This window comes from Streptomyces abikoensis (assembly GCF_014648775.1).
In the GTDB taxonomy this organism is placed as follows: domain Bacteria; phylum Actinomycetota; class Actinomycetes; order Streptomycetales; family Streptomycetaceae; genus Streptomyces; species Streptomyces abikoensis.
Genome location: NZ_BMRT01000004.1, coordinates 731,534 through 758,152 on the forward strand (window position 1 = coordinate 731,534; position 26,619 = coordinate 758,152).

A 26,619-nucleotide genomic window follows, 5' to 3' on the forward strand; every position below is an offset into this window, starting at 1 on the left:
GGTAGCATCTGATCCCATGAACGCTGCGGACCTGAGGCTCCCGGTCGACGTCCCTTCGACGGCCCTCTTCACCGACCGGTACGAGCTCACGATGCTGCAGGGCGCGCTGCGGTCCGGCACGGCGCACCGGCGCTCGGTCTTCGAGGTCTTCACCCGCAGGCTCCCCGAGGGGCGGCGCTACGGCGTCGTGGCAGGCACCGGGCGGGTCCTGGACGCGGTGGAGAACTTCCGTTTCGACAGCGGTGTGCTGGACTTCCTCGCCGACCGGAAGATCGTCGACGAGGCCACCCTCGGCTGGCTGGCCGGTTACCGCTTCCGCGGCGACATCTGGGGCTACCCCGAGGGCGAGGTCTACTTCCCGGGCTCCCCGGTGATGCGGGTGGAGGGCACCTTCGCCGAGGCGGTGCTGCTGGAGACCGTGATCCTGTCCATCCTCAACCACGACTCCGCGGTCGCCGCCGCGGCCTCGCGGATGTCGGTGGCGGCGGGCGAGCGGCCGCTGATCGAGATGGGCGCGCGGCGCACCCACGAGCTGGCGGCCGTGGCGGCCGCGCGCGCCGCCTTCGTGGGCGGCTTCACCTCGACCTCGGACCTCGCGGCCGGCTTCCGCTACAACATCCCGACGGTGGGCACCAGCGCCCACGCGTTCACCCTGCTGCACGACAGCGAGCGCGACGCGTTCCGGGCGCAGGTGGACTCCCTGGGCGAGGGCACGACGCTGCTGGTGGACACCTATGACGTGGCCGAGGCCGTCGCCATGGCCGTGGAGATCGCGGGGCCGGGGCTGGGGGCCGTCCGGATCGACTCGGGCGACCTGCTGCTGCTCGCCCACCGGGTGCGCCGGCAGCTGGACGAGCTGGGCGCCCGGGACACGAAGATCATCGTGACCAGCGACCTGGACGAGTACGCCATCGCCTCGCTGGCCGCCGCGCCCGTGGACGCCTACGGGGTGGGCACCCAGCTGGTGACCGGCAGCGGTCACCCGACGTGCTCGATGGTCTACAAGCTGGTCGCCCGGGCGGACGAGGACGGCGCGGACGCGCCGCTGCGGCCGGTGGCGAAGAAGTCGATGGGCGGCAAGGCGTCCGTCGGCGGCCGCAAGTGGGCCGCGCGCCGCCTCGACGCGTACGGGGTGGCGGAGGCCGAGGTCGTGGGCACCGGCGAGGTGCCGGCGGAGCTCGTGGAGCGGCAGCTGCTCGTCCCGCTCGTCCGGGGCGGCGAGACCGTCGCCAGGGAGCCCCTGAGCGCGGCGCGCGACCGGCACGCGGCGGCGCGCGCGGCGCTGCCGATGTCGGCGACGCAGCTGTCGCGCGGCGAGCCGGTGCTGCCCACGGAACACCCCTGACCGGGCCTCCGAGTGCCCCTCCCATTAAGGAACCGGACTCACTACCCTCGGTCACATAAGGCTGATCCGTACAACCGGCCGAGGGCTCCTCGACAGAAGGATCCGCACATGACCCGTGCACTGATCATCGTCGACGTGCAGAACGACTTCTGCGAGGGCGGCAGCCTCGCGGTGGCCGGCGGCGCCGACGTGGCCGCGGCCATAACGGACCTGGTGGGCGAAGCCCCCGCTGGGTACGCGCACGTGGTCGCCTCGCGCGACATGCACATCGACCCGGGCTCCCACTTCTCGGACCGCCCGGACTTCGTCGACTCCTGGCCCCGGCACTGCGTCGCGGGCACCGAGGGCAGCGGTTTCCACCCCAACCTGGCGCCGGCGATCGCCTCGGGGGCGGTCCAGGCCGTCTTCGACAAGGGCGCCTACGAGGCGGGCTACAGCGCCTTCCAGGGGGTCGACGAGAACGGCGCGGGGCTCGCGGACTGGCTGCGCGGACGCGGGATCACCGAGGTGGACGTCGTCGGCATCGCCACCGACCACTGCGTACGGGCGACCGCGCTGGACGCCCGGCGGGAGGGGTTCGCCACGCGGGTGCTGCTGGACCTGACGGCGGGGGTCTCCCGGGAGACGACGGACCGCGCCCTGGAGGAGCTCCAGGACGCGGGCGTGGAGCTGAGCGGCAAGCCGGTGGTCCAGGGCGGCTGAGCCGCCGCCCGGGGCTCCGCCCCGGACGCCGACCCCTCAAAACCGGACGCCGGTCTCAGACGCCGGGGGAGCTCGATCGTGCCTTCATCAGCCGGGGGATCGGGTGCCAGGACTCCGTGTCGTCGTGGTCGACCGGCTGCCAGACCACTCCGTCGGGATGGTGGAGCACGGCCGTGATCTCGTCGGGGGTGGGCGGCTCGGTGTTGCCGCGCAGGTAGACGGCCCGCAGGCCGAGGTTGCGGAGCCGGGTGAGCGCCCGCTGGCGGTTCACCGCGTGGACCAGCACCCGCACCCGGGTGTCCGGTGGGGCCCCGCCGCCGGGCGGGGCGGTCAGGGACAGGGCGACGACCACGCTGCCGTCGGGGAGCCGGGCGTATCCACCGCCTGCCATCAGCCTCTCGTCTCCGTTGATAAGACCATCATGAGAGGCATTCTCAAGCCGGACGGCCGCCGTCCGCCAGGGGACGACGGCCGCCGGTGGCTACCGCTGGGTCACTTGCCGGCCGGGCCGACCTGGACCGTCATCGAGGAGCCGGTGAGGGACTCGGTGAGGATGCGGATCCGGGTGTTGGTGTCCCGGATCTTCACACCGCCGGTGGGGTTCGCCTGGTCGTAGTAGGTGTTCTTGTGGTCGTCGAACACCGGGACGCCCAGCTTGCCCTTGACGCGGGTGGCGACGCCGTTGTTGTGCACGGTGTAGCCGTCGGTCGGGTACCAGCTGAAGGTCGAGTCGTAGGCCTGGAAGCGGTTCTTCATCAGCGAACCGTCCTTCCACTTCTCGGCCGCGGGGTGGGCGTCGATCGGCAGGATGCGGCCCGCGCCCGGGTGGACGCCGACGTTGTTGTCCACCTGCGAGGTGTCCCACTGCCAGATCAGCAGGCCGTTCTGGTACGGGTAGTGCTCCACCCAGCCCGGCTTGGTGTTCCGCCAGCCGAAGTTGTACGGGCCGACCTTCAGGGTGCGGTCGTACGACACGTACTGGCGGTTCTCGGCGATGTAGTACTGCGGGTAGTCCTTGCTGAAGGACGCGCCGATGCGCGAGAAGCCCTTCGCCGTCCAGCCGTTGTCGCCGTTCTCCGCGCCGTCGGTGAAGACGTTCGCGCCGTCGGCGGTCAGGGCGATGGCGTCGGCGGTGAAGCCCTTGCCGGAGGTGCCGCCGTCGGTGGCGTAGCGGAAGCGCAGGTCGATCTTCTTGCCCGCGTAGGCGTCGAGCGGGAAGGACAGCTTCTTGTACGCGCCGGAGGTGCCGGTCAGGGCCGGCTTGTCGCCGCCGTCACGGGTGATCGCCTTGCCGTCGGCCGTGCCGTCGACGGGCGTCCAGTTGGCGCCGCCGTCCGTGGACACCTCGGTGTAGAGGTAGTCGTAGTTCTCCTCGATGTCCCACCAGCCGGACAGGTCCAGCGTGGCCTTGGACTTGCCGGTGAGGTCCACCGGGCGGGAGAGGGTGTTCTTCAGGTCGTCGCCCTGGCCGCTCCACCACTGCGAGGAGCCCTCGGCGGGCTTCACCACGTCGGTGGTGACCTTCTTGTCGGGGAGGCTGACGACGAGCGCCTGCTTGTCCTTGGTGTTGTACTCGGCGACGCCCAGCTTGTGGGTCGACTTCGTCGCGGCCTTGGCCTTGTCGTAGTTGAGCCAGCCGAGCTGGAGCTTGTCCCAGGCGCTCATGTCGCCGGGCATGTCGCCGATGGTGTCCTTGCCCTCGCCGAGCCAGGAGCCCGAGGACATCAGGGACCAGAAGGCGACGGAGGACTCACCGGTGCCGGTGGTGTCGTACTCGTCGGGGAGGCCCAGGTCGTGGCCGTACTCGTGGGCGAAGACACCGAGGCCGCCGTTCTCGGGCTGCATGGTGTAGTCGCCGACCCAGACGCCGGTGTCGCCGATCTGGGTGCCGCCCGCCTTGTTGTTCGCGGGGCCGGTCTTGCCCGCGTCGGAGCCGTAGGCGTACCAGCGGTGGGCCCAGATGGCGTCCTTGCCCTGCGCGCCGCCGCCCGCGGACTCGTCCTCGCCGGCGTGGACGATCTGGAAGTGGTCGATGTAACCGTCGGGCTCGTTGAAGTTGCCGTTGTGGTTGTAGTCGTTGCGGTCCCACTGGTCGTACTGGGCGAGGGTCGCCTTGATGTCGGCGTCGCTGCGACCGGCGGCCTTCTGGTCCGAGACCCACTGGTTGACGGCGTCGCGGATCAGGTCCCAGGCGCTGGGGCAGTTGGTGGAGCCGCAGTAGTTGGAGCCGTAACGGGCCTCGTTCCAGGGGACGCGGACCCAGTCGGTGACCTGGCCGTCGACCGAGTAACGGCCGGACGACTGCTTCTCGTAGTACTTCGCGAGGGACTCCTTGTCCTTGTCGCGCGAGAAGTAGAGGTCCTGGAAGTACTGGCGGTTGTAGTCCTTCTGCCAGGCCGTGCTGTTGTCCTTCGCACGGTCCGGCTTGGCTATGGTGTTGTGCGCCGGGCCGGGCGTGCCGCCGTACTTGACCACGGGGGGCTTGGGGCCGTCGGGCCCGTCCGGGTCGTACATGGTGGTGTTGTCGACCTTGTCGCCGAAGTCGACCAGGATCGTAAATATCTTGTCGGTCTTCTCGCGGCCGAGCTCGACGTACTTGCCCTTGCCCAGCTGGACGACCTTGGAGGCGCCGCGCTGCTCCGGCTTGGCGTCACCCGCGACGACCTGCTCCAGCGCCGCCTTGCGCTGGGCCTCCTGCTTCTTGCTGAACGGGCCCTTGAGGTCGTGCTCCACACCGGGCTTGACCTGCGCCGGGTCCTGACGCTGGATCTTGGCCGGGGCCTGGCCCGCGCCGGACGGGTCGGTCACGCCCGCCGCCTGCGCGACACCCGCCGCCAGGGTGCCCGTGCCGAGCGCCGCGACCACGACGGCCGCTGCGGCGGATCGGACGACCCTCCGATGGCTGATCTTCACTTGTGAATGTCCTCCCCAGTAAGAACTGTGGAGGTATTTGACCTGAGTGACGCAAGAAAAGACAGATCTTGACCATGGCGAGCAAAGCAAGTACGTTATCCGGCCTTTAAGTTGCGGATAACGGGCGTCAATGGGCGAGACCGGGCGCGCTCGACTCACTTGACGACATACCAAACGCCCCCGTGCGCCCCTTTCGCTCCGGGCACCGTGGGTTAGGTCACGCTTACCAGCAGTTCCGCCAGGGCAGACAGGACCGTAGAGTCGAAGAGCGGTACGTACCAACGGCACGTACCGACAGACGTACCGCCAGACTCCGGCCCCTTATATCCCCCCGCATATCGATGCCTTGAGGACGGATACCGCCATGCCGCGTCCGACTCCTGCACAGATCGCTTACGGATCGGCCACCGTAGTCTTCTCCGCCACCGCGCTCCTGCTGCTGACCCCCACCGGGTCGGTCCTGATGCTCGGCGCCCTGGCCCTGGCCTCGCTCCTCCTCGGCTGCGCCGTAGCCGTCACCGTCCCGGCCCGCTCCCGCCGGGAACGTCAAGCGACGGGCGCCGCCGCCGGGTTGCCCGAGCGGCGCACGCCCGCGCACGCCGGTTCGGCCGTGGGAGAGCACTCACTCAACAGTTGAGACCACGACCGTCCTGGCCGCCTTGTCGTGGACGCACTGGTGGTACGGCTTGTCCCAGGTGCACCACAACACGTTCACCAGCCAGAAGACGAAACCGCAGCACGGCACGATCTCGGGCAGGGAGTAGACCGCGGCGCGCGTCCACCCCGGCCGCCCTTCCGGGATCGCGCCGTTGTCGAGCATCGCGACCCGGATCCTCATCAGCATCTTGCCGACCGTCTGACCGCGCGTGGTCAGCATCAGGCCCTCGTACACGAAGTAGACGACCGCCACGATGATGGACAGGCTCGTGGACCGCGCCTGGTCGTTCCAGGGGTCGTAGTTCCGCGTCGAGAGGGAGAAGACCACGCTGATCGGGATGCTCACGATCAGCCCGTCGATGATGCGGGCGACGAGCCGCTTGAACCGGTTCGCGAGCGGAGGCATACCGGCGAGCGGATCGGGACCGTAGGGGCCGCCGCCCTGGGGGGCGCCGTAGGGGCCTCCGTACGGGCCGCCACCGGGGTACGGGCCACCGGGATAAGGGCCGCCGGGGGGCGGGCCTGGGTACGGCCCCGGACCCCCGGGCGGGGCGCCTCCGGGGGGCGGTTCCTGGGGCTTCTTCAGGAACGGATCGTCCTCCGGCGGCTCCGGCGGGGGCGGCGGCTGATCGGTGCTCATGGCCCGAGTAGAACCCAGGGCGCTACGGGACGCATCCGCCGCTGTGCCGTTCGGGGGCTAATCCCCCGCCGACGCCACGAACGTGCGCGCCGCCTTGTCGTGCCAGCACTGCCGCCAGGGCCGGTCGAAGACGCACCACAGCACGTTCAGCAGCCCGACGGCCAGCACCCCGAGCCCCCCGTACACCAGCCAACGCCGCACCGCCGCCCCCACCGGCGCCGTGTCGTGCGACTCGATGTCCAGCACCCGCACCCCGAACAGCTTCTTGCCCAGCGTGCGTCCCCACTTGGCGGTGGGCAGCGCCTCGTACAGCAGGCCGGCGACCAGCAGCACGCCCAGCACGATCGCCAGGTACGTGCCCGTCGTGCCGTCGAGGAGCCAGACCGTCACCGTCCGGCCGGTCTGCCGGGCCTGCTCCACCTTCTCGTCGATGTGCTCGACCGACTTCGCCCACAGCGGCACCGCGACCGCGCTCACCACCGCGCCCAGCACGACGGAGTCCACCAGCCGGGCGGCGAGCCTGCGGCCGAGCGCGGCGGGGCGGCCCTGTGCCTGGGCCGCGCGCAGGAACGGGTCGTCCTTGGGCGGCTTCCACGCCGTGGGCGGCGCGACCGGCTCGGCCGCCGCGCCGGCGGGCGCGGCCTGCGGCCCCTGCTGGGCGAGCTGGTGCACCTGCTGGGCCCAGCCCACCGGCTGCTGCCGCTCCACGGGAACGGGCGCGGACTCCGGGCGCCGGGCGGGCAGCGCGGCCCCCTGGGAACCACCGGCCGGGGCGACCGGGGTGGACGGAACGGCCGGGGCCACCGGGGCCGCCTCCCCGGCCCGCTGGGCGGGCCACGCCTGACGGGCCGCCGGCGCGTCCGCCGGGATCGGCGCGGGCGGTCCGCCGGGCGCCGAGCCGTGCGGCTTGGGCCGCAGGTCCAGGGTGCCCTGGCCGGGCACGGGACGCTCGGCCCGCTCCGGGGCCACCGGCTCCGCCGCGGCCGGCTCGGGCAGCCGCGGGTCACGCGCCCTGGGCAGCGCCGCGGCACCGCCCCAGGAGACCTGCTGCTCCTGGGCACCGGCCGCCGCCTGCCAGGCCCCGCCCCCGGCCGGCCCGGGACCGGTACCGTGCCCCGGCTCGGGCTCCGGCTCCTCGTCCAGGAACACCGGGCCCGTCTCGTCCGCCGCGCGCCGCGCGACCGGCTCGGCGGAGGCGGGCGACGCGACGGGCCCGGCGGACGCGGACGGCACAACGGGCGGCACCGGCGCGGGCGGCCGTGCGGCGGCCACCGACGGCGGCGGCGCGGGCATCGGCTCCCCCTTGGCGGGCGCGGGCCGGCTCGTACCGGGCACCCAGGCCGCACCGCTCCAGTAACGGATGTAGCCCGGAATCGACGGGTCCGGATAAAAACCCTGAGGGGGGCTGCCGTCGGCGGATCCCGAGATAGGTGCGCTCATGGTCTCCGGTGTCCCGTATCTGCTCGGCCGTACATAAGGGGTGGTCACCAGGTCTACCAGAACGCCCCTTCCTCTGTGACCGTCCTCGGCCCGGGCCACTCACACGTGCGAGCGCGACCCGGCCGCGCCCCGGCACGAAAATCTTGAAACTGTTCGCCGAAACCGCGTAATGAAACCCGTCCGGCGCACTCTCTTCGCCCGTAACCGATCCCGAGCGGACGAGCAGAAGACGAGTGGAAAGGGGTGCGCCCATGCACACCGAGGTGGTACGAGACCTGGAGACCGACCTGGTGCTGTCGCCGGAACGCAGCGTTCCGATCCCGGCCAGGCTGACCTACCGGACGGAGGACCCCTACGCCGTCCACCTCAGCTTCCACATCACCTCGCCACGGCAGGTGACCTGGACTTTCTCCAGGGACCTGCTGATCGAGGGGGTGTTCCGGGAAGCCGGTGAGGGGGATGTGCAGATCTTCCCCGGCAAGGTCGACGGACGCTCCGTGGTCTGTCTGGCGCTGTCCTCCCCGGAGGGCCGGGCGCTGGTGACGGTGCCGGTGAAGGAGGTGTCCGGCTGGCTGGAGCGGACGCTGCGGCTCGTGGCGCCGGGCCTGGAGGGCCAGTGGCTCGCCCTCGACGAGGCCCTGGAGGAACTGCTGGCCTCCGGTGCGTGAGGCGGAAGGCGCCGTTCGGGGAGGGCCGGGGTTCGGGGAGGGCCGGGCGCGGGCGGGCTACCCGATGGAGTGACCGCCGCGCCGGCCCCCGGGCCCCGCGGTCACTCCCCCGCGCCCCCGGCCGCCGGGTCGAGGACCTCGCCTGGACCGAGGCCCGGATCGAGGACCTTGCCGGGGTTGAGCAGCCCGAGCGGGTCGAAGACGGCCTTGATGCCGCGCTGGAGCTCCATCGCCACCGGCCCGGCCTCCCGGACCAGCCAGTCCTTCTTCAGCAGGCCCACTCCGTGCTCGCCGGTGATGGTGCCGCCCAGCTCCAGCCCCAGGGCCATGATGGCGTCGAAGGAGTCCCGGGCGCGTCGTGCCTCGTCCGCGTCGGCGGGGTCGAAGCAGACGACGGGATGGGTGTTGCCGTCGCCCGCGTGGGCGACGACGCCGATCGTCAGGCCGTGTTCGCGGGCGATGGCGGCGGTCCCGTCCAGCATCTCGGCGAGCCGGGAGCGCGGTACGCACACGTCGTCGATCATCGTGGCGGGCCGCAGCCGCTCCAGCGCGGGGAGGGACATCCGGCGGGCCTGCAGCAGCAGTTCCGACTCGGCGGCGTCCTCGGCGGGGACGGCCTCGGTGGCGCCGGCGGCGCGGCACAGTTCGGCGACGGCGGCCAGGTCGGCGGCGGGGTCGGGGGTGTCGAAGGCGGCGAGCAGCAGGGCTTCGGTGGTCTCCGGGAGGCCCATGCGCGTCAGGGAGTTGACGGCCCGTACGGTCGTGGCGTCCATCAGCTCCAGCAGGGACGGCGCGTGCCCGCGCGCCATGATGCTGCGGACCGCCTCGCAGGCCGCGGCGACGGAGGGGAACTCGGCGGCCAGCGCCAGCTGCGCGGGCGGCGCGGGTTTGAGCGCCAGGACGGCCCGTACGACGATGCCGAGGCTGCCCTCGGAGCCGACGAAGAGGCGGGTGAGGTCGTACCCGGCGACGCCCTTGGCGGTGCGCCGGCCGGTGGTCAGCAGCCGGCCGTCGGCCAGGACGACGTCCAGGCCGAGGACGTATTCGGCGGTGACGCCGTACTTGACGCAGCACAGCCCGCCGGAGGCGGTGCCGATGTTGCCGCCGATGGTGCACTGTTCCCAACTGGACGGGTCGGGCGGGTAGTACAGGCCGTGCTCGGCGACGGCGCGGGAGAGGACGGCGTTGACGACGCCGGGTTCGACGACGGCGATCCGCTCGACCGGGTCGATCTCCAGGACGCGGTCCATCTTGACGAGGGAGAGGACGACGCAGCCGTCGACGGCGTTGGCCGCGCCGGACAGCCCCGTGCGGGCGCCCTGCGGCACGACGGGGACCCGGAGGGCGGTGGCGGTGCGCATCACGTGCTGGACCTGCTCGACGGTGCGTGGCAGGACGACGACGGCGGGGACGCCGGCCTCGCAGAAGCCGGCCATGTCCTTGGCGTAGGAGCCGGTGACGTCGGGGTCGGTGAGGACGGCTTCGGCGGGGAGCCCTGTGCGCAACTGATCGATGAGATCACCCATGGGCCCACCCTGCCACCGAGCGCCCCCGCCGGAAAGATCGCGCGCCCGAAGGGGCGCGGGGAACTGCGCGACCGGCCAAGGCCGGTCCGCAGCCGAAACGACCGCGTCCCGGCGGGCCACGCCGCGAGGCTAAAGATTGCCGCGCTTCTCCTGCTCCCGCTCGATCGCCTCGAAGAGGGCCTTGAAGTTGCCCTTGCCGAAGCCCATGGAGCCGTGGCGCTCGATCATCTCGAAGAAGACCGTGGGGCGGTCCTGGACCGGCTTGGTGAAGATCTGGAGCAGGTAGCCGTCCTCGTCGCGGTCGGCGAGGATCTTCAGCTCACGGAGGGTGTCGATGGGCACCCGGGTCTCGCCGACCCACTCGCCGAGGGTGTCGTAGTAGGAGTCGGGGGTGTCCAGGAACTGAACGCCCGCCTCCCGCATGGCCCGTACGGTCGCGACGATGTCGTTGGTGGCCAGCGCGATGTGCTGGACGCCGGGGCCGTTGTAGAACTCCAGGTACTCGTCGATCTGGGACTTCTTCTTGGCGATGGCCGGCTCGTTGAGCGGGAACTTCACCTTGCGGGTGCCGTCCGCGACGACCTTCGACATGAGCGCGGAGTACTCGGTGGCGATGTCGTCGCCCACGAACTCCTTCATGTTGGTGAAGCCCATGACGTTGTTGTAGAAGCTCACCCACTGGTCCATCTTGCCGAGCTCGACGTTGCCCACGCAGTGGTCGATGGCCTGGAAGCGGCGGGGCGTGGGCTCGACGATGGGCTCGGCGGCGACGTAGCCGGGCAGGTACGGGCCGGAGTAGGCGGAGCGGTCGACGAGCGTGTGGCGCGTCTTGCCGTAGGTGGCGATGGCGGCGAGGACGACGGTGCCGTGCTCGTCCTTCAGCTCGTACGGCTCCGCGAGACCGGTGGCTCCGTGCTCGATGGCGTAGGCGTACGCGGCCCGGGCGTCGGGCACCTCGATGGCGAGGTCCACGACGCCGTCGCCGTGCTCGGCGACGTGGTCGGCGAGGAAACGTCCGTGCTCGGTGCTCGCCTTGATCACGGTGGTGAAGACGAACCGGGCGCTGCCGGATTCCAGCACGTAGCTCGCGGTCTCACGGCTGCCGTTCTCCGGGCCGGAGTAGGCGACGCGCTTCATGCCGAAGGCGGTGGAGTAGTAGTGGGCGGCCTGCTTGGCGTTGCCGACGGCGAAGACGACCGCGTCCATCCCCTTGACCGGGAAGGGGTCGGCCTGCCGTGCGGTGTGCGGGGTGTGATCGGTGGTCTGAGTCATGGGCGAAGAGTCTCTCCGAACCACAAGGTGCGCAATAGTTTGCGATTTCACTGGGCATTATGCATAGAGGCGGTCGAGAAGCCCCGGACGATCTGTGCAGGATGACCACGAAAGGAGCATCAGGGTGATCGATCGTTTGGACGGGCGGCTGATCGAGCTGCTCGCCCGGGAGCCCCGGATCGGGGTGCTGGAGGCCTCACGGCGCCTCGGCGTGGCGCGCGGTACGGTGCAGGCGCGGCTGGACCGGCTCCAGTCGCAGGGGGTGATCAGGGGGTTCGGCCCGGATGTGGACCCGGCGGCGCTGGGCTATCCGGTGACCGCGTTCGCGACGCTGGAGATCAAGCAGGGGCAGGGCGCGGACGTCCGTACGCACCTGGCGTCGGTGCCCGAGGTGCTGGAGCTCCACACGACGACCGGGCACGGGGACATGCTGTGCCGGCTGGTGGCCCGCTCGAACGCGGACCTGCAGCGGGTGATCGACCGGGTGGTGGGCTTCGAGGGGATCGTGCGGGCGTCCACGGCGATCGTCATGGAGAACCCGGTGCCGCTGAGGATCATCCCGCTGGTGCAGCAGGCGTCGGAGGACTGACGCGGTGCGGTGGCGCCCCGAAGGGGCGCGGGGCGGTGTCGATATGCGGCTGCCGCCGCGTGGGCGCGACCAGCCCCCACCGGCCCGCGGTGACGGGACCGGAGCGCTCAGGCCGGGCAGGAGGGGACGCGGCCCCCGTCCTTCAGCGCCTTCAAGGACGTGACGGCGTCGCTCAGCGTGTCGACCGGGATCAGCCGCATGCCCTTGGGCAGCTCGGCCCCCGCCTCGGAGCACTCGCCCTTCGGCACGATGAAGACGGTGGCGCCGTCGCGCCCGGCCGCCTGGGTCTTGAGGGAGACACCGCCGACCGCTCCGACGCTGCCGTCCGGGGCGATGGTGCCGGTGCCCGCGATGACCCGGCCGCCCGTCAGGTCGCCGCCCCGGCCGTCACCGGCGATCTTGTCGATGATGCCCAGGGTGAACAGCAGGCCGGCGCTGGGCCCGCCGACGTCGGCGAGGCTCAGCTCCACCTTCACGTCCTTGGGCGAGCGGTGGAGATAGCGCAGGGCGGCCTCGGCCGCGGCGTCCTGGGACTTCTTCATCTCCGCGACGTTGTGCTTCTCGATCTCCGTGTCGGACTGCCCCGGGGGGTAGACCGCGTCGCGCGGCATCACGGCCCGGTCCCTGCGGAACCAGCTGTCGACCACGTCGGTCAGGCCGATCTCGGTATCCGGACCGGTGGCCTCGATGGTGGTCATGCGCAGCTGCCCACTCGTCTCGCGGGTCGGGACGCCGGAGATGGTGATGACCGGCTTGTCCTTGTGCAGGCCGAGCACGTTCGCCGTCGTGGAGCCCGGCTGGGCGATGACGAACGGCAGGGGGACGAGCGCGGCCACGGCGAGCAGGGCGACGACGGGCGCGGCGCAGACGGCGAGGACGCGGGTGGGGGCGGCTGGCATGCTGCGAATCTAATTCACGCGGTGGGTGTACGCGGCATCCGGGACCGCCTGGGGGTACGAGTCGGGGGCGGGTCGGGTCGGACGGGCCCTTACGGGGCTGAGCTCTTCGCGGTGCCTGGTATCGCGGGATTGGTCGCCCCGCAGGTGTCTCCAGCGGCGAAGAGCTCTTCACGCCCCTACCAGGGCCCGTCCGCCCCGCCCCGCCCCCTTGCGCCGGTGGGCCACCGGCTACCGGAGGGCGTCGGCCACCTCCTTCGCGGCCTCCATGACGCGGGGGCCGACCCTCGGGGGCACGGAGTCGGCGAGCATCACCACTCCGACGCTCCCCTCAAGGCCGGACACCCCGATCAGGGGTGCGGCGGCCCCGCTCGCCCCGGCCTCGAGCTCGCCGTGGGTGAGGGCGTAGCCGGGGTTGTCGACCTCGCCGCGGCGGGCGGCGAGGATGGCCCGTCCGGCCGCGCCGCGGTCCAGGGGGTGGCGGAACCCGGCGCGGTAGGCGACGTGGTAGTCGGTCCAGGTCGGCTCGACGACGGCGACCGCGAGCGCCTCGGCCCCGTCGACGAGGGTGAGATGGGCGGTGGCTCCCAGGTCCTCGGCCAGCGAGCGCAGGGCGGGCAGGGCCGCTTCCCGCACGAGCGGGTGCACCTGCCGACCGAGCCTCAGCACGCCGAGGCCAACCCTGGCCCGGCCGCCTATGTCCCGGCGGACGAGCGCGTGTTGCTCCAAGGTGGCCAGGAGCCGGTAGACAACGGTCCGGTTGACCCCGAGCCGGGTGGACAGCTCGGTGACGGTCAGTCCGTGGTCGGTGTCCGCTAGCAGTTTGAGGACCTTCAGTCCCCGATCGAGCGTCTGCGAAGTCTCCGCGGTCACGACGCCCCTCCTCCGATGAGTGGCGGCTCCCGTCGCGGTGGGGGTCGCGCCGCCGGTCCCGTTCCGGCAGCGCGCGAGGAGAGGCCGCCGGCGGCTTGTCGTTATGGTCCGGCTGCGCTCCGCGGCGGCGCTGCCACGGGGCGTGTGCGTGACCGGCACGGTAGCGCCGCCGGTCCGCTCAGCGGAAGAGTCTGCCCACAATCCGGGCACCGGGGAGGGGAATTGAGCAATCCGCTTTGTGGGGAAGGTAATCCAGGGGGGCTATTGGCATTGCGGGGCTTTAGTGTGATCGCCATGCAGATTTCCCGAATAGCCACGATCGTGGCGGCCGGTGTCATCACCCCGGCCCTCTTCCTGACCACGCCGGCGGTCGCCGAGGAGCAGCCGGCCACGACGGGACAGACGACGACCCAGCAGGACGGCGGGGTGGCTGCCCCTGCGGACACGAACCCGGCTCCGAAGGCGGAGACGAGCGACAAGAACAAGGCCGCGCCCCAGATCCCGGTTTCGGTGCACGGGATCCCGAAGTCCCTCCGGGCGGGCGCGGACAGCCCGGTGACGTTCCAGATCTGGTACGACAACCAAAACGGCGACCAGGACGTGTCCTTCACGCCGCAAGTCCTTTACATCCCCACCAAGCCCGATGGCAGCAAGGCCGACGACTACGCCATCAAGCTCTGGCAGCCGGAGGGCCCGGACGCCCGCTGGGTGCCGGTGGCCCCTCTGACCACGTCGTACACCGACGCCAAGAAGACCGCCTTCATGGTTTCCGGCTCGCTCAGCACCCACGTGCTGAAGAAGGGTCAGATCGCGAAGTTCGATGTACAGCTGAGCTTCGACAAGCAGACCCCGGCCCACGAGGCCCGCCTCCGGGTGACGGCCGGGAACAATGTGATTGCCACGGCCGAGCAGGGCTTCTCCGTCCTGGCCGCCAAGGAGCCGAAGCCGAAGCCCGACCCGAGCAAGAGCTCGACCGCCTCGGCCTCCCCCACCGCGACCGAGTCCGGCAAGACGACCCCCGGCGGCAAGACCAAGCCCTCCGCCAGCGCGAGCGCGAGCGCCAGTCCGAGCGCGTCGTCCTCGACGACCGCCGCCGCAGCCGGCACCACCTCCGGTGGCTCCGGTACCACCGCCAACGGCGGCCGCACCGAGCTCGCCGCGACCGGGTCCGACCCGGCCACCCCGTGGATCGCCGCGGGCGGCGCCGCGGCGATCATCGCCGGCGCCGGCATGGTCGTCGCGACCCGCCGCCGCGCGAACGCGCAGGGCTGACACGCGAAGGGGTGCCGCCCTACCAGGGCGGCACCCCTTCCTCGTGCGAACCGCACAGCGCGAGCGTCACCGCATGCGCGTAGCCCACTCCCGCACCTTGTTGATGCGATCGGTCAGCTGCCCCGCCGTGGCCTCCGCGCTCGGCGGGCCGCCGCACACGCGGCGCAGCTCGGTGTGGATGACACCGTGCGGCTTGCCGCTCTGGTGGACGTACGCGCCCACCAGCGTGTTGAGCTGCTTGCGGAGTTCCAGGAGCTCCTTGTGGGTGACGACCGGTCGCCGCTCGGCGGGGATTTCGAGCAGGTCCGCCTGCTCGTCCGGCTTGCGGCGGCTGTGCGCGATCTGCCGGGCCTGGCGCTTCTGGAGCAGTAGCTGCACCTGCTCGGGCTCCAGCAGCCCGGGGATGCCGAGGTAGTCCTGCTCCTCCTCGCTGCCGGGGTGGGCCTGCATGCCGAACTCGGCGCCGTCGTAGAGCACGCGGTCGAAGACGGCGTCGGACTCCAGGGCCTCGAAGGGGAGCTGGTCCTGGTCGCCGGTGTCCTCGTCCTGCTGCTTGTTCGCCTCGTCCATCTCCTTCTCGGACTCGGCGTAGGGGTCCTCCTCGCCCTCCTTCTTGGGCTTGTCGAGGACGTGGTCGCGCTCGACCTCCATCTCGTTGGCGAAGGTCAGCAGCGTGGGGATCGTCGGGACGAAGACGGACGCCGTCTCGCCGCGCCGGCGGGAGCGGACGAAGCGGCCGACGGCCTGGGCGAAGAACAGCGGCGTGGAGATCGTCGTGGCGTAGACGCCGACCGCCAGGCGGGGCACGTCCACGCCCTCGGACACCATGCGGACGGCGACCATCCAGCGGTCGTCGGACTGCGCGAAGTCGTCGATGCGCTGGGAGGCGCCGCTGTCGTCGGACAGCACGAGCGTCGCGCCCTCGCCGGTGATCTCACGGATCAGCTTGGCGTAGGCGCGCGCGGACTCCTGGTCGGAGGCGATCACGAGCGCGCCCGCGTCCGGGATGGACTTGCGGACCTCGGTCAGCCGCCGGTCGGCGGCGCGCAGCACGTTCGGCATCCAGTCGCCGCGCGGGTCGAGGGCGGTGCGCCAGGCCTGGGAGACGGCGTCCTTGGTCATGGGCTCGCCGAGCCGGGCCTCCAGCTCGTCGCCCGCCTTGGTGCGCCAGCGCATGTTGCCGCTGTAGGAGAGGAAGATCACCGGGCGGACGACGCCGTCGCCGAGCGCGTTGCCGTAGCCGTAGGTGTAGTCGGCGGAGGAGCGGCGGATGCCGTCGTCGCCCTCTTCGTAGGTGACGAAGGGGATGGGGTTGGTGTCGGAGCGGAACGGCGTGCCGGTGAGGCAGAGGCGGCGGGTGGCCGGCTCGAAGGCCTCCAGGCAGGCGTCGCCCCAGGAGCGGGAGTCGCCCGCGTGGTGGATCTCGTCGAGGATGACGAGCGTCTTGCGCTGCTCGGAGCGGTTGCGGTGGAGCATGGGGCGCACGCCCACGCCGGCGTAGGTGACGGCGACGCCGTGGTACTCGCGGCCCAGGGGCCCGGCGCTGTACTCGGGGTCGAGCTTGATGCCTATGCGGGCGGCCGCTTCGGCCCACTGCTTCTTCAGGTGCTCGGTCGGTGCGACGACGGTCACCTGCTGGACGACGTGGTGGTGCAGCAGCCACGAGGCCAGGGTCAGGGCGAAGGTGGTCTTGCCGGCGCCCGGGGTGGCCACCGCGAGGAAGTCGCGGGGCTGCGTCTGGATGTACTTCTCCATGGCGCCCTGCTGCCAGGCACGCAGCTTGTTGGCGGTACCCCAGGGTGCCCGTCCGGGGAAGGCGGGTGAGAGATGGTGATTCGCGGTGGTGGTAGTCACGGTCTCCGTCGGTGGGGTCGGCGGTCGGCAACCGCGTCAGCCTACCCGCGTCGGCAACGCCGTCCGTGTGCTACGTGCCGGGTCCACCCGGCGGTGGGACGGACCTCACAGCTGAAATCCAGCCCCTCCGGCGTTTGAGGAGCGGGGGTCCGGGGGCGGAGCCCCCGGGAAACGGGCCTCCCCCACGGCCTACCCCCGCGGCCGCAGCCGCGTGGCCACGTACGCCCCCGCCAGCGCCGCCCCCGCCGAGAGCACGAACACCGCCACGAACGCCCCGGCCGGTGCGGCCGTGTCGTGCGCGGCCGCGGACGAAGACCCCCCGGCCAGAGCGAAAAGCACCCCCGCCAGCCCCACCAGCACCACGCTCCCCAGCGCGTCCGACACCTGGAGCGAGGACGCGTTCGTGCCCTCCTCGCCCGGCCGCGACAGCCGGAGCGTGAGGACGCCCACGCTGGAGATCGTCAGCCCCATCCCGTATCCGACGAGGAGCCAGCAGACGGCCACCAGCCACACCGGCACCGCGTCGATCAGCACCAGCGGCACCACCGCCACGGCGAGCGCCTGCACCGCCATGCCCAGGCTCATCAGCCGCTCGCGGTAGGGCTCCAGCCGGGCGCGGCTCAGGGTGAACGAGCCGAGGGCCCAGGTCAGCCCGCCTCCGGTGAGCGACAGCCCGGCGAGCGTGGCCGACAGCCCGCGCTCGGTCACGAGCATCAGCGGGACGAAGGTCTCGGCGGCCAGGAAGGAGCCCTGCGCGAGGCCGCGCAGCAGCACGACGGAGGGCAGCCCCCGCCCGGCCAGGAAGGTGCGGGCGGGCAGCAGCCGCCGGACGCACGGCACGAGGAGGGCGAGCCCGGCGGCCGCGGGGAGGAGGGAGAGCGGACGGAGGTCCTGGCCCGCGTACTGGAGGAGTCCCGCCCCGGCGGCGACGCCGAGGGCGAGGAGGATCCGGCGCCGGTCCATCGCGCCCGTGTTCCTCCCCGGCGGCAGCGCGCGCAGCGCGGGGAGCATCACGGCGAGCGGCAGCAGTATCAGCACGGGGATGGCCAGGAACACCCAGCGCCAGCCGAGCCGCTCGGTCACCGTCCCGGCCACCAGCGGTCCCACGATCACGGGGACGACCCAGGCGGCGGAGAAGGAGGCGATCACGGCGGGCCGCAGCCGTTCCGGGTAGGCCCGTCCCACGACCACGTACAGGGCGACGATCACGAGCCCGGAGCCGATGCCCTGCATGCCGCGCGCGGCCACGAACATCCACATCTCCTGCGCGGCGCCCGCGCCCACCAGCCCGGTGCCGAAGGCGGCGATGCCCGTGAAGAGGGGTATGAGGGGGCCGGCGCGGTCGCACCACTCCCCCGACAGCGCCATCGCGAACAGGCTCGCGGTGAAGAAGGCGGAGAAGGCGAAGGCGTACAGCCCGATGCCGTCGAGCGCGCGGGCCGCGACGGGCATCGCCGTGTTGACGGCGCTGGCCTCGAAGGCGATGAGGGAGACGACGGAGACGATGCCGAGGGTGAGGGCGCGGTGGCGGCGTCCGAGAACGCCTTCCGCTGTGTCCGTTGCGGCCTGGGGGGCGGATATGGGATCGGCGGCGGTCATGGCCTTCACAGTAAGTGGCGAAAGCCGGTTTGACCCCTGTCGTGCGGCGGAGATCCACTCGGCCTTGAGGCCTAGTCGCACGGTCGGGCGGGGCTCGGCCACGGGTCGGACACGGGTCCGTCGTGGTTCGGTCCCAGATTGATCATGGCCATGCAAACAGGCGACTTTCCGCCATGCTCATGCCCATATGCTTCCGGCCGGTTCAGATAGACAGTTCAGCTCGCTGGGGGAATCCCTTATGTCCATTCGTCATGTCGTCACGGCCGCGCTGGTCGTCTCCGGCGCACTCGCGCTGACCGCCTGCGGCCCCACCGACGAGGGCGGGAAGAACGACGAGAAGGGTTCCGCCAGCGCGGCCCCGTCGCAGCAGCCCGCCGACGGCAAGGACAAGGGCAAGAGCAAGGACAAGAGCGACTACAAGGACCCCTGCGCCCCGCTGCCCAAGGGCCACAAGCTCATCAAGGTGAACTCCGTCGAAGGCGCGATGAACAACATCATCGCGCAGGACGCCAAGGTGTCCTGCAACACGAAGATGGACGAAGGCGCCTTCTACCGCCCCGAGGGCCCGACGTACACCTACGCCTTCGACAACGAGAACGCGAAGGTGACCGTTCTCAGCCTGGACGGCCCCCAGGTCCGCCCGACGAAGCCCACCGACAAGACCCTCTCGGGCATCGGCCACGTCAAGGAGTGCGCGGACCCGAACCACCAGCAGTACGACAACCAGAGCAAGGCCGACCACAAGGAATGGTGCGCCGGCCAGAACTACTACAACGTGACGCTCGGCCCGGACAAGAAGATCATCGAGATGGTCGAGCTCTCCGGCTCGTGACGCCCCGGGGGTGCGGGGGGACGCTCCCCCGCACCCCTCACGTCGTGAGCAGCACGCCCCCGTACGACACGCCCGCGACGACCACCCACGAGCACAGCCCCAGCGCCGCGACCCGGCCGCCCGTCCGGACGAGCGAGGGCAGGTGCACCGCGCTGCCCAGGCCGAAGAGGGCGGCGGCGAGCAGCAGTTCCTGCGCGTGCGCGGCCGCGTCCAGCGCGCCACCCGGCAGCAGGCCGGTGGTCCGGAGGGCCACCATGGCGAGGAAGCCGAGGACGAAGAGGGGGACGAGCGCGGGCCGCTTGCCCTCGGCGGGCGCACCGGCGGCGGCGCGGCGCTGTCGTACGGCCATGGCCACCGCCGCGACCAGGGGTGCCAGCAGCGCCACCCGCATCAGCTTGACGAGGACGGCCTCGCCGAGGGCGGCGGGCCCGGCGGTCTGCGCGGTCGCCACCACCTGTCCCACGTCGTGGACGCTCGCGCCCACCCACCGTCCGAACGCCGCGTCGCCGAGCCCCAGCGGGTGGTGGAGCAGCGGGAGGACGGCGATGGCGAGGGTGCCGCACAGCGTCACGAGCGCCACGGACGTCGCGACGTCCTCCTCGTCGCTGCCCGACACCTCGCTGACCGCGCCGATCGCGGAGGCCCCGCAGATGGAGTAGCCGGTGGCGATCAGCAGTGGCTGGTCGCCCCGCAGCCCGAGCCGGCGGCCGAGCCACAGCGTGCCGAAGAAGGTCGCGGCGACCACGGCGAATACCATCGCGACGGTGGCCCAGCCCAGCCCGAGCACGTCGTCGAGGCTCAGCTTGAGTCCCAGCAGCACGATGCCGACGCGCATCAGCCGCTTTCCGGCCAGCGTCAGCCCCGGCTTGCCGACGCCCCGCACCCGGGTCCGTACGCCGGGCAGGTGGGCGGCGGCGATGCCGAGGACGACGGCGGCGGTGAGCATGGGGACGGCGGGTACGAGCCGGTGGGTGCCCCAGGCGAGGGCCACGCCGGCGGCGGCCATGGCGAGGCCGGGCAGCTTGCCCGGTCCGGCCTTCGCCCGGGGGACGGGCGCCGGCCGGGTGGCGGTCCGGGAGTCGACGACCGCCATCAGAACTCGTCGGCGGGCAGGTCGTACACGCGCCGCACGCTGGAGCCGAGGCGGGAGACGTCGGCGCCGTAGACGTGGAGGGAGATGGCGATGCTCGAGCAGGCGTTGCGCACCCGGTGGATGTCGCCGGGCGGCGCGAAGCCGCAGACGTCGCCCTGCCGGTTGACGACGTCCTCGGTGGCGACGAGGCGCGCGGTCGGGACGTCGGGGACGAGGCGGTAGCGGCGCTCGCTCTCGGTGCCCTGGTGGACGCCGGTGACGCACCAGGAGACGTGGTCGTGGATGGCGGTCCGCTGTCCGGGCATCCAGACGAGCGCGACGACGGAGAAGCTGCCGTCGGCCTCGGCGTGGAGGATGTGCTGGCGGTAGCGGTCGGGGTCGCCCTCGCACTGCTCGGGGGTGAGCAGGTCCGGGGCGCCGAGGTGGGCCGCGAGCCGCTCGCCGACGAGGTAGGCCGTCGCGTCGGGCGCCAGGCCGCGGCCGACGGTCTCGCGGATCTCGTCGACGAGCCGGCCGAGGCGAGCGGTCGTCGCTGTCGTCGGGGGTGCGGTGGGGGTGGTCATGGGTGCAGCGTCGGGGCGCCGGATCCATCACGTCCAACGACAGTTCTTAACCCGACCACCAACACGCGCTTATGGATCCGCCGGCGTCCGTGACCTCCGCGGCCGGGACTCAGCACCCGACCCGGCGCGCCGCGACGGCCTTGAGCTCGTCGAGGACGAGCGCCGTGGCGGGGATGCGCAGGTGCTCGCGGAGGACGTAGGCGGAGACCTGCCGCCGGCAGGCCGGGTCGAGGGCCCGTCCGGTGATCTTGTCGTGCCGGAGGAAGGACAACACCAGCCCCGGCATCATCGCCACTCCCAGCCCCTCGGCGACGAGCGACTGCACGACGAGGTTGTCGTCCGTTGTGAACGCGATGTCCGGAGCGAAGCCCTGCTCGGCGCACTCGTGGAGGAAATTGGTGCGGCAGCGCAGACAGCCGGCGATCCAGCGCTCCTCCGCCAGATCGGCGAGTTTGACGGCGCGGCGGCGGGCCAGCGGATGGCCTATCGGCAGCAGGACCGTCAGCTGGTCCTCGAACAGCGGTATCTCGACGAGCTCGTCGGGGACCTGTTCGTGCAGGCCGGGGTAGGTGAAGGCGAGGGTGATGTCGCACTCGCCGCGCACCAGCCGGCGCAGCGAGTCCGGCGGCTCGCCCTCCTGCAGTTCGACCCGCACCCCCGGGTGGTCGGCCGCCAGCCGGGCCAGCGCCTCGGGTATGAGGGTGGCTCCCGCGCTGGGGAAGGCGCACACCCGCACCCGCCCGGCGCGCAGCCGGGTCAGGGAGCTCATTTGCCTTTGCGCGGCGGTCAGGCTGTCGAGGATGACCTCCGCGTGCCGCGCGAGGGCCTCGCCCGCCTCGGTCAGCCGCATCCTGCGCCCGACCCGGGTGAACAGCGGCGTGCCGACGGCTCGTTCCAGCGCCTTCATCTGCTGGGTGATCGCGGGCTGGGTGTACCCCAGGGCCCGGGCGGCGGCCGAGTAGGAGCCCGCGGTGACGACCGCGTGGAACGTCTTGATGTGCCGGGAGTCGAACACGCCGGAATCATAAGCGGAATTTGGGATAGGGGGAGGAGGAGGGGTGGCTTGCTTCTGGATCAATCAACATTTCCGGCATGGTGGACTTATGAATCGTTACACCTCATACGACTCGGTGGAACTGGCCTACCGGGTCCTCGGCGAGGGCGCCGGCCCGCCCGTCGTCTGCCTGGCGGGCGGTCCCGGCCGTGACGCCGCCTACCTCGGCGACCTCGGCGGCCTGGACGCCCATCACACGCTCGTCGTCCCCGACAGCCGCGGGACGGGCGCCTCCCCGCCCTCCCCCGACGTGGCCGGCTACGCCTTCCCCGCCCTCGCCGAGGACGTCGAGGCGCTCCGCGTCCACCTCGGCCTGGAACGCTTCGCTCTGCTCGCCCACGACGCCGCCTGCGCCACGGCCCAGGCCTACGCCGCCACCCACGGGGAGCACCTGACCCACCTGGTGCTGATCGCCCCGGGCTCCCGGCTCCAGGGCGAACTCCCCACGGACGCCGAGGAGATCTTCGAGTCCCGCGCCACCGAGGACTGGTGGGTCGACGCCTACGTCGCCGTCCACTCCCTGGCCACCGCCGACAACCTCGCCGAGGTCCGTTCCCTCCTCCGCCGCGCCGCCCCCATGGCCTACGGCCGCTGGGACGCCGAACAGCGCGCCCACGCCGCCACCGAGCCCGACCAGCTCAACCCCGTCCCCCGCGCCGCCTTCTGGCAGGGCGTCGACGAGCCCCTGCGCCTGACCCTGCTCCGCGGCCTGCGCCAGGTCCACTGCCCCGCCCTGGTGGTGACGGGCGACCTGGACGCCGTCACCGGCATGCGCGCGGGCGAACTCGTCGCCGCCTCCTTCCCCCGCGGCGTGACGCGCCCGCTGCACGGGGTGGGTCACTTCCCGTGGGTCGACGAGCCGGAGATGTTCCGGCCGCTGGTGGACGAGTTCCTGCGGGGGGTGAGCGCGTGAGGGCGCCGTCCTTGGTACGGGGGCATGGCTGGCGTATGTCCGCCATATGACAGTGGCGACCGCACCATTGAAGCGGGGCCGGGGTGAACGTATGGTCGTAGCCGTCGGGGAGGCCCATGGCTTCCCGTTCCGGCCGTGTGCCCGAGTGGCTTAGGGGCTCGCCTGCAAAGCGAGTTACGTGGGTTCGATTCCCGCCACGGCCTCTGTCTCTGCTTTGCTGTCCCTGCTTCTGCTTTGCTGTCTCAGCGGCTCACCGTCCCCAGGGAATGTTCAGCCAAGGACTGGCCGGATCGGTGGTGAGCACGCGGTGCGCGGCGAGCGCGTCCTCGTACCACTTGCCGAACTTCTCCTCGTCGAAGTGGAGACAGCGCGCGAGGACGTAGCCGGCGGAGAACTCCTCCCACGAGCCGTACGCGGCCTTGGCCGCGATCCCGGCGCGGAGCACCGCCTCCTCCGCCTCGTGGAGGGTGCAGTACCGCGCGGCCAGCCCCCAGCGGGCCATCCCGGCGGCTCGCCCGTGGTCCCACGCCGCCGCCGTCCGCACGTACGCGCCCTCGGCCAGCAGGCCGTCCGCGCGGAAGCGGGCCTCGTAGCGCGCGATCCGCCCGATCAGCTGGTGGATCTCCGCGACGTACTCCTCGACCTCCTCCTCGGAGAGGGCCTCCCCCTGGGTCACCCCCTCCAGCGTGATCCGCACCTCGCCCGCCTGCTCGGCCCTGCGCCGCAGGACGCGCTCGGCGGTCCGGCGCCAGTGCTCGACGTCGACGAGCCCGGGGAAGTCCATCGCCATGGCCCGGCGGACACCGAGCGCGAACTCCCACGAGCCGCTGACCATGTCCGCGTCCAGCAGCCCTTCCTGGGCCCTCCGCCAGCCCTCCCGGTCGGTGATGCCCCACCACTCCTTGAGCCGGTCCTTCTCGTGGAAGTAGCCGCCGCCGTGGTAGGCCATGGCGTTCCACAGCTCGCCGTTGTCGACGAAGAGCAGGGCGGTGAGGGCCAGCCCGTGCGCGAGCGGCCCGTGCAGGGGCCCGCCCGCGTGGAGGGCGCGCAGCCGCCCGTGCCGGTTCGGGCAGCCGCAGCCGGAGGTACTGACGCGCTCGGCGTGCCACTGCCAGATCTCCCGCCCCGCCGCGTTCGCCGGGATGGCGGCCTCGCAGGGGCTGCCGGGGTTCACCACCAGATACGGCGGGTCGCCGGGCTCCCACACCCGGGCGTACCAGCCCAGGGAGTACCCGCAGAAGACGGGGTCCTCGACGGGCGCGGGCAGCATTCCCTCGGTGAAGACGGCGAGGCAGGGCGTCCCCGTCTGAGGGTTCCAGTACGGGGTGAAGGGCACGGTACGGGTCTCGGCGTCGGCGTTCGCCCGGGGCACGGCGAGGAACAGCCTGGTCTCGGCCAGCACGTGGAAGTACGCGTCCCAGTCGCCGCGCACCCGTGCCTCGTACAGCTTCTGCTCGACGTCACTCGGCCCCTGCCACGGCGCCACCTGCGGCCGCGCCCAGCCCATGGGCGGCTGACCTGCTGTGTTCCACAACCCCATGCGCTGACTTTATCGACCCCTGTTCGAGCACTGTTCGAGCGCCTCCGAGGGTCACCCGGCGATGGCCGACACGACCACCCACGCGGCGACGAGCGCCCCCATCGCAACGGCGTACAGCCCCCTGGCCCGGCCCCGCTCCGCCGCCAGCCCGTACGTCCCGAGCACGCCGGCGAGGGGCGCGGTGACCATCGGGACGTACGCGACGGCGTTCTGCCCGGCGACGGTGCAGATGGCGCGGGTGTCCCCGTCGAAGCAGCCGTCGGAGGCCATGACGTTGAGGGGGAGCAGAAGAAACGTGAACGCCGCGAAGACCCACAGGGCGACCCCGCCGAGGTACTTCAGCACGAGGGTGGTGGGGTCGACGTTTGTAGTGTTCATTGCCATGCGGCAGACGCTAGGCGGGGCGCGGTGGCGGGCGTATCCGTAGCGGTACTCAGGTGGGAGTGCGCGCGGGTGCGGACGTACTCAGGCTTATCGGGACGCTGACCGCCACCCGGACCGCCCGACCGGACCCAACGCGTTCGACCCTGACCGGCCCGTCACCCGCCCGCCCCGCACGGCTCGCCGCGCCCCCTCTCCCCGTGGGATCGTCGAAAGGGCAGATCAGCAGCCGAGGGGAGCACTTCATGGCCGGCCTCGTACGCAAGAGCTTCACCGAGCCAGACGAAATCCGTCCTTTCCAGGCTGACAAAGGGCGGATGGAGCTGGTGGAACTGGGCCCCGGCTCGGTGGGCCGGGCGACGTTCGAACCGGGCTGGCGCTGGTCCGACCACGTCAAACCGATCGCGGGAACCGACAGCTGCCAGGCCTCCCATGCGGCCTATGTCATCTCGGGCCGAATGCACGTCGTCATGGACGACGGCGAGGAGGCGGAATTCGGCCCGGGCGACTGCATGATCTGCCCACCGGGCCACGACGCCTGGGTCCTCGACGACACCCCCTGCGTCATGATCGACTGGCAGGGCGCAACGAACTACGCCAAGGGCTGATCGCGTCAGGATCACAGTTCATACGGGTACAGCTCCAGGCGAGGAGCGGTGAATCTCAAGCAGTCCCCCACTGCGACCGGGCGTGGGCCATCCAGTATCTCGACCAGAAGAACGTCCGACTGGATCCTCAGCGCTACAACGGAGTCGTCATCGATCCGCTCCACGACTCCGGTGACGGAAACACCGCCCTCGTCATCGCCTTCGACACCCCACCCGGCCGACGGAACAAGGCCCCACGACCGAACCACATCAGGAACCTCGAACTCGACGTCATACGCCCCGACCTCCGGCGGCACGGCTCCTCGCCACAAGCCTCGCCCCCTCCCCACCGGCGCAGAGAAGCAGACGGCTCCGCTCTCGGCCTCCAGGACCCGCGTGATATCGATGCGCACCGACTAGTCCGACCCCTTCACCGACGCAGCCCTACCGGACCGATCCAGCCGCCGAGCCAGGTGGACCACGTCCTGGAGACGCAACACACGATCGCCGGCCCCCGGCAGAGGCACGTGCAAGGGCTCGGTCCACCGCACGGGAATCGCGTCGAACCCGTAAACCGCCCCGGCGAGACCGCCGGTGACCGCGGCGACGGTGTCCGTATCACCTCCGAGATCGATGGCCGCGCGTACGGCCTCTTCGTAGGAGGTGGTGGTGCGCAAGGCCCAGACAGCGGAAGCGAGGCAAGGCCAGACGGCACCGTTGAACTCGGTGGCGTCGTCGGGATGCCAGGTGGGGGCGAGAACAGCCGAGTACCGCTCACGATGTTCCGGATGCACCTGCGCGACCGTATCCCCCACCGCGCCGATCGGGTCGCCACCTTCCAACGCCACGCGCAGAAGCTCATGAAAGATGGCGGTGCCTTCCCAAGCCGCACGGTCTCCGTGCATCAGCGCGGCGATCCGGCGGGCGGCATCCATGGTGACGGCCCGACCCTGGCCGGCGAAGTACACGCCGGAGGTGGTGGCCCGCATGAGCGCACCGTTCCCGGCGGCACGGTGATTGACCCGGAAATGAGCCGCCGCAGCGCGATCCCAGGGCTCGCCATTGGTGAGGACGTCCTCCGTCTGCAGCCCGATGTCCTTCGGCTCAGCGGCCGCCCACAGCTGAAACCGCCGAAAGATGTCGGCAGGATCCAGCCCGGCGCGCTCCAGCAACGATTCACCGACATGCACCGCCATCTGCGTGTCGTCAGTGGCCTCACCGGCATCCCAACCACCGCCGCCAGACATCTCTCCCCCGCCCCCAGGCTCCGGAAAACGCAAGGAAAACGCTGCCGGAAGCCCAAACTCAAACGGCGCCCCAAGCGCATCCCCGACAGCCGACCCGACAATGGCCCCAACGGCGCGCTCCAGACGGCCGGAGATCAGCGCCTTCACCTCGCACCTCGCATTC

At 71.6% G+C, this 26,619-nt stretch carries 26 protein-coding genes and 1 tRNA gene; 10 read left to right on the top strand and 17 right to left on the bottom strand.

The window, feature by feature from the left end; genetic code table 11:
- The first annotated feature begins 16 nt into the window (after positions 1 to 16).
- Positions 17 to 1,345 carry a nicotinate phosphoribosyltransferase gene (locus IE096_RS17585; RefSeq protein ID WP_189452689.1) on the top strand — a complete coding sequence of 443 codons (1,329 nt, stop codon included), beginning with the start codon at positions 17 to 19 and terminating at the stop codon, positions 1,343 to 1,345.
- A 108-nt stretch (positions 1,346 to 1,453) separates the two neighbouring features.
- Complete coding sequence (locus tag IE096_RS17590; RefSeq protein ID WP_189452692.1) at positions 1,454 to 2,047, top strand: isochorismatase family protein; 594 nt, start codon at positions 1,454 to 1,456, stop codon at positions 2,045 to 2,047.
- Positions 2,048 to 2,102: 55 nt separating this feature from the next.
- Here IE096_RS17590 and IE096_RS17595 read toward each other — a convergent pair whose 3' ends face one another.
- Together IE096_RS17595 and IE096_RS17600 are read right to left on the bottom strand one after the other, a co-directional pair.
- Positions 2,103 to 2,438, bottom strand: coding sequence for a hypothetical protein (locus tag IE096_RS17595; RefSeq protein ID WP_189452693.1), 336 nt, complete (start codon positions 2,436 to 2,438; stop codon positions 2,103 to 2,105).
- 101 nt (positions 2,439 to 2,539) lie between these two features.
- Entirely contained in the window at positions 2,540 to 4,960 is a 2,421-nt protein-coding gene (locus IE096_RS17600; protein WP_229820269.1) for an immune inhibitor A domain-containing protein, read from the bottom strand.
- 364 nt (positions 4,961 to 5,324) lie between these two features.
- Between IE096_RS17600 and IE096_RS17605 the strand changes: the two genes are divergently transcribed.
- Positions 5,325 to 5,597, top strand: coding sequence for a hypothetical protein (locus IE096_RS17605; RefSeq protein WP_189452695.1), 273 nt, complete (start codon positions 5,325 to 5,327; stop codon positions 5,595 to 5,597).
- Here the strand turns inward: IE096_RS17605 and IE096_RS17610 are convergent.
- On the bottom strand, positions 5,583 to 6,257 hold the full coding sequence (locus IE096_RS17610; RefSeq protein WP_189452697.1) for an RDD family protein: 675 nt from the start codon (positions 6,255 to 6,257) through the stop codon (positions 5,583 to 5,585). The two genes, IE096_RS17605 and IE096_RS17610, sit on opposite strands and share 15 nt — an antisense overlap.
- Positions 6,258 to 6,314: 57 nt before the next feature.
- Positions 6,315 to 7,697, bottom strand: a complete 1,383-nt coding sequence (locus tag IE096_RS17615) for an RDD family protein (RefSeq protein ID WP_189452699.1) — start codon at positions 7,695 to 7,697, stop codon at positions 6,315 to 6,317.
- 251 nt (positions 7,698 to 7,948) lie between these two features.
- Here IE096_RS17615 and IE096_RS17620 point away from each other — a divergent pair, with 251 nt between their 5' ends.
- The gene (locus IE096_RS17620) at positions 7,949 to 8,365 is read left to right on the top strand and encodes an SsgA family sporulation/cell division regulator (RefSeq protein WP_189452701.1); all 417 of its coding nucleotides are present in this window, start codon (positions 7,949 to 7,951) and stop codon (positions 8,363 to 8,365) included.
- A gap of 101 nt (positions 8,366 to 8,466) precedes the next feature.
- Here the strand turns inward: IE096_RS17620 and IE096_RS17625 are convergent, their stop codons facing one another.
- Together IE096_RS17625 and hppD are read right to left on the bottom strand one after the other, a co-directional pair.
- Complete coding sequence (locus IE096_RS17625) at positions 8,467 to 9,891, bottom strand: FAD-binding oxidoreductase (RefSeq protein WP_189452703.1); 1,425 nt, start codon at positions 9,889 to 9,891, stop codon at positions 8,467 to 8,469.
- Between the two features lie 129 nt (positions 9,892 to 10,020).
- Positions 10,021 to 11,163, bottom strand: coding sequence for a 4-hydroxyphenylpyruvate dioxygenase (gene hppD / locus IE096_RS17630; protein WP_189452705.1), 1,143 nt, complete (start codon positions 11,161 to 11,163; stop codon positions 10,021 to 10,023).
- 124 nt (positions 11,164 to 11,287) lie between these two features.
- Between hppD and IE096_RS17635 the strand changes: the two genes are divergently transcribed.
- Positions 11,288 to 11,752 carry an Lrp/AsnC family transcriptional regulator gene (locus tag IE096_RS17635; RefSeq protein ID WP_126914339.1) on the top strand — a complete coding sequence of 155 codons (465 nt, stop codon included), beginning with the start codon at positions 11,288 to 11,290 and terminating at the stop codon, positions 11,750 to 11,752.
- Positions 11,753 to 11,859: 107 nt separating this feature from the next.
- On the opposite strand, the gene IE096_RS17640 is transcribed toward IE096_RS17635, so the two are convergent.
- Both IE096_RS17640 and IE096_RS17645 read right to left on the bottom strand, forming a co-directional pair.
- Positions 11,860 to 12,651, bottom strand: coding sequence for a S16 family serine protease (locus tag IE096_RS17640; protein WP_126914340.1), 792 nt, complete (start codon positions 12,649 to 12,651; stop codon positions 11,860 to 11,862).
- 228 nt (positions 12,652 to 12,879) lie between these two features.
- A complete protein-coding gene (locus IE096_RS17645) occupies positions 12,880 to 13,521 on the bottom strand; it encodes an IclR family transcriptional regulator (RefSeq protein WP_189452707.1) in 642 nt (213 codons plus the stop codon).
- Positions 13,522 to 13,815: 294 nt separating this feature from the next.
- On the opposite strand from IE096_RS17645, the gene IE096_RS31985 reads away from it, so the two are divergent.
- Positions 13,816 to 14,793, top strand: a complete 978-nt coding sequence (locus tag IE096_RS31985; protein ID WP_189452709.1) for an LAETG motif-containing sortase-dependent surface protein — start codon at positions 13,816 to 13,818, stop codon at positions 14,791 to 14,793.
- Between the two features lie 66 nt (positions 14,794 to 14,859).
- Here the strand turns inward: IE096_RS31985 and IE096_RS17655 are convergent, their stop codons facing one another.
- Positions 14,860 to 16,647, bottom strand: a complete 1,788-nt coding sequence (locus IE096_RS17655) for a DEAD/DEAH box helicase (protein ID WP_189452711.1) — start codon at positions 16,645 to 16,647, stop codon at positions 14,860 to 14,862.
- Between the two features lie 189 nt (positions 16,648 to 16,836).
- Positions 16,837 to 18,246, bottom strand: coding sequence for an MFS transporter (locus IE096_RS17660; protein ID WP_189452712.1), 1,410 nt, complete (start codon positions 18,244 to 18,246; stop codon positions 16,837 to 16,839).
- A gap of 238 nt (positions 18,247 to 18,484) precedes the next feature.
- On the opposite strand from IE096_RS17660, the gene IE096_RS17665 reads away from it, so the two are divergent.
- Positions 18,485 to 19,078, top strand: a complete 594-nt coding sequence (locus tag IE096_RS17665; RefSeq protein ID WP_189452715.1) for a hypothetical protein — start codon at positions 18,485 to 18,487, stop codon at positions 19,076 to 19,078.
- A gap of 37 nt (positions 19,079 to 19,115) precedes the next feature.
- On the opposite strand, the gene IE096_RS17670 is transcribed toward IE096_RS17665, so the two are convergent.
- The 3 genes from IE096_RS17670 to IE096_RS17680 all read right to left on the bottom strand — a co-directional run bounded on the left by IE096_RS17670 (position 19,116) and on the right by IE096_RS17680 (position 21,749).
- Positions 19,116 to 20,171: a YeiH family protein gene (locus IE096_RS17670; RefSeq protein WP_189452717.1), complete on the bottom strand. Its 1,056-nt coding sequence runs from the start codon at positions 20,169 to 20,171 to the stop codon at positions 19,116 to 19,118.
- Positions 20,171 to 20,734, bottom strand: coding sequence for a cysteine dioxygenase family protein (locus IE096_RS17675; protein WP_189452719.1), 564 nt, complete (start codon positions 20,732 to 20,734; stop codon positions 20,171 to 20,173). The genes IE096_RS17670 and IE096_RS17675 overlap by 1 nt, the downstream gene beginning before the upstream one ends.
- A gap of 109 nt (positions 20,735 to 20,843) precedes the next feature.
- On the bottom strand, positions 20,844 to 21,749 hold the full coding sequence (locus tag IE096_RS17680; protein WP_126914348.1) for a LysR family transcriptional regulator: 906 nt from the start codon (positions 21,747 to 21,749) through the stop codon (positions 20,844 to 20,846).
- Between the two features lie 88 nt (positions 21,750 to 21,837).
- Here IE096_RS17680 and IE096_RS17685 point away from each other — a divergent pair, with 88 nt between their 5' ends.
- Positions 21,838 to 22,701 carry an alpha/beta fold hydrolase gene (locus IE096_RS17685; protein ID WP_189452721.1) on the top strand — a complete coding sequence of 288 codons (864 nt, stop codon included), beginning with the start codon at positions 21,838 to 21,840 and terminating at the stop codon, positions 22,699 to 22,701.
- 131 nt (positions 22,702 to 22,832) lie between these two features.
- Positions 22,833 to 22,904: transfer RNA gene (locus IE096_RS17690), tRNA-Cys, on the top strand.
- Positions 22,905 to 22,951: 47 nt separating this feature from the next.
- Here IE096_RS17690 and IE096_RS17695 read toward each other — a convergent pair.
- Both IE096_RS17695 and IE096_RS17700 read right to left on the bottom strand, forming a co-directional pair.
- A complete protein-coding gene (locus tag IE096_RS17695) occupies positions 22,952 to 24,241 on the bottom strand; it encodes a DUF1266 domain-containing protein (RefSeq protein ID WP_229820271.1) in 1,290 nt (429 codons plus the stop codon).
- A gap of 51 nt (positions 24,242 to 24,292) precedes the next feature.
- Positions 24,293 to 24,625 carry a hypothetical protein gene (locus tag IE096_RS17700; protein WP_189452723.1) on the bottom strand — a complete coding sequence of 111 codons (333 nt, stop codon included), beginning with the start codon at positions 24,623 to 24,625 and terminating at the stop codon, positions 24,293 to 24,295.
- 242 nt (positions 24,626 to 24,867) lie between these two features.
- On the opposite strand from IE096_RS17700, the gene IE096_RS17705 reads away from it, so the two are divergent.
- On the top strand, positions 24,868 to 25,230 hold the full coding sequence (locus tag IE096_RS17705) for a cupin domain-containing protein (RefSeq protein ID WP_189452725.1): 363 nt from the start codon (positions 24,868 to 24,870) through the stop codon (positions 25,228 to 25,230).
- A gap of 11 nt (positions 25,231 to 25,241) precedes the next feature.
- Here the strand turns inward: IE096_RS17705 and IE096_RS17710 are convergent, their stop codons facing one another.
- Positions 25,242 to 25,622 carry a hypothetical protein gene (locus IE096_RS17710; protein ID WP_189452727.1) on the bottom strand — a complete coding sequence of 127 codons (381 nt, stop codon included), beginning with the start codon at positions 25,620 to 25,622 and terminating at the stop codon, positions 25,242 to 25,244.
- 3 nt (positions 25,623 to 25,625) lie between these two features.
- On the bottom strand, positions 25,626 to 26,603 hold the full coding sequence (locus tag IE096_RS17715) for an ADP-ribosylglycohydrolase family protein (protein ID WP_229820273.1): 978 nt from the start codon (positions 26,601 to 26,603) through the stop codon (positions 25,626 to 25,628).
- Positions 26,604 to 26,619: the final 16 nt, after the last annotated feature.

Bases quoted from the DNA above. Each gene is read 5' to 3' on its own strand.
- IE096_RS17705 (WP_189452725.1), top strand. From the start codon at position 24,868: ATGGCCGGCCTCGTACGCAAGAGCTTCACCGAGCCAGACGAAATCCGT.
- IE096_RS17660 (WP_189452712.1), bottom strand. From the start codon at position 18,246: ATGACCGCCGCCGATCCCATATCCGCCCCCCAGGCCGCAACGGACACA.
- IE096_RS17605 (WP_189452695.1), top strand. From the start codon at position 5,325: ATGCCGCGTCCGACTCCTGCACAGATCGCTTACGGATCGGCCACCGTA.
- IE096_RS17685 (WP_189452721.1), top strand. From the start codon at position 21,838: ATGAATCGTTACACCTCATACGACTCGGTGGAACTGGCCTACCGGGTC.
- hppD (WP_189452705.1), bottom strand. From the start codon at position 11,163: ATGACTCAGACCACCGATCACACCCCGCACACCGCACGGCAGGCCGAC.
- IE096_RS17615 (WP_189452699.1), bottom strand. From the start codon at position 7,697: ATGAGCGCACCTATCTCGGGATCCGCCGACGGCAGCCCCCCTCAGGGT.
- IE096_RS17585 (WP_189452689.1), top strand. From the start codon at position 17: ATGAACGCTGCGGACCTGAGGCTCCCGGTCGACGTCCCTTCGACGGCC.
- IE096_RS17590 (WP_189452692.1), top strand. From the start codon at position 1,454: ATGACCCGTGCACTGATCATCGTCGACGTGCAGAACGACTTCTGCGAG.
- IE096_RS17695 (WP_229820271.1), bottom strand. From the start codon at position 24,241: ATGGGGTTGTGGAACACAGCAGGTCAGCCGCCCATGGGCTGGGCGCGG.
- IE096_RS17620 (WP_189452701.1), top strand. From the start codon at position 7,949: ATGCACACCGAGGTGGTACGAGACCTGGAGACCGACCTGGTGCTGTCG.
- IE096_RS17610 (WP_189452697.1), bottom strand. From the start codon at position 6,257: ATGAGCACCGATCAGCCGCCGCCCCCGCCGGAGCCGCCGGAGGACGAT.
- IE096_RS17670 (WP_189452717.1), bottom strand. From the start codon at position 20,171: ATGGCGGTCGTCGACTCCCGGACCGCCACCCGGCCGGCGCCCGTCCCC.
- IE096_RS17625 (WP_189452703.1), bottom strand. From the start codon at position 9,891: ATGGGTGATCTCATCGATCAGTTGCGCACAGGGCTCCCCGCCGAAGCC.
- IE096_RS17675 (WP_189452719.1), bottom strand. From the start codon at position 20,734: ATGACCACCCCCACCGCACCCCCGACGACAGCGACGACCGCTCGCCTC.
- IE096_RS17640 (WP_126914340.1), bottom strand. From the start codon at position 12,651: ATGCCAGCCGCCCCCACCCGCGTCCTCGCCGTCTGCGCCGCGCCCGTC.
- IE096_RS17595 (WP_189452693.1), bottom strand. From the start codon at position 2,438: ATGGCAGGCGGTGGATACGCCCGGCTCCCCGACGGCAGCGTGGTCGTC.
- IE096_RS17665 (WP_189452715.1), top strand. From the start codon at position 18,485: ATGTCCATTCGTCATGTCGTCACGGCCGCGCTGGTCGTCTCCGGCGCA.
- IE096_RS31985 (WP_189452709.1), top strand. From the start codon at position 13,816: ATGCAGATTTCCCGAATAGCCACGATCGTGGCGGCCGGTGTCATCACC.
- IE096_RS17700 (WP_189452723.1), bottom strand. From the start codon at position 24,625: ATGGCAATGAACACTACAAACGTCGACCCCACCACCCTCGTGCTGAAG.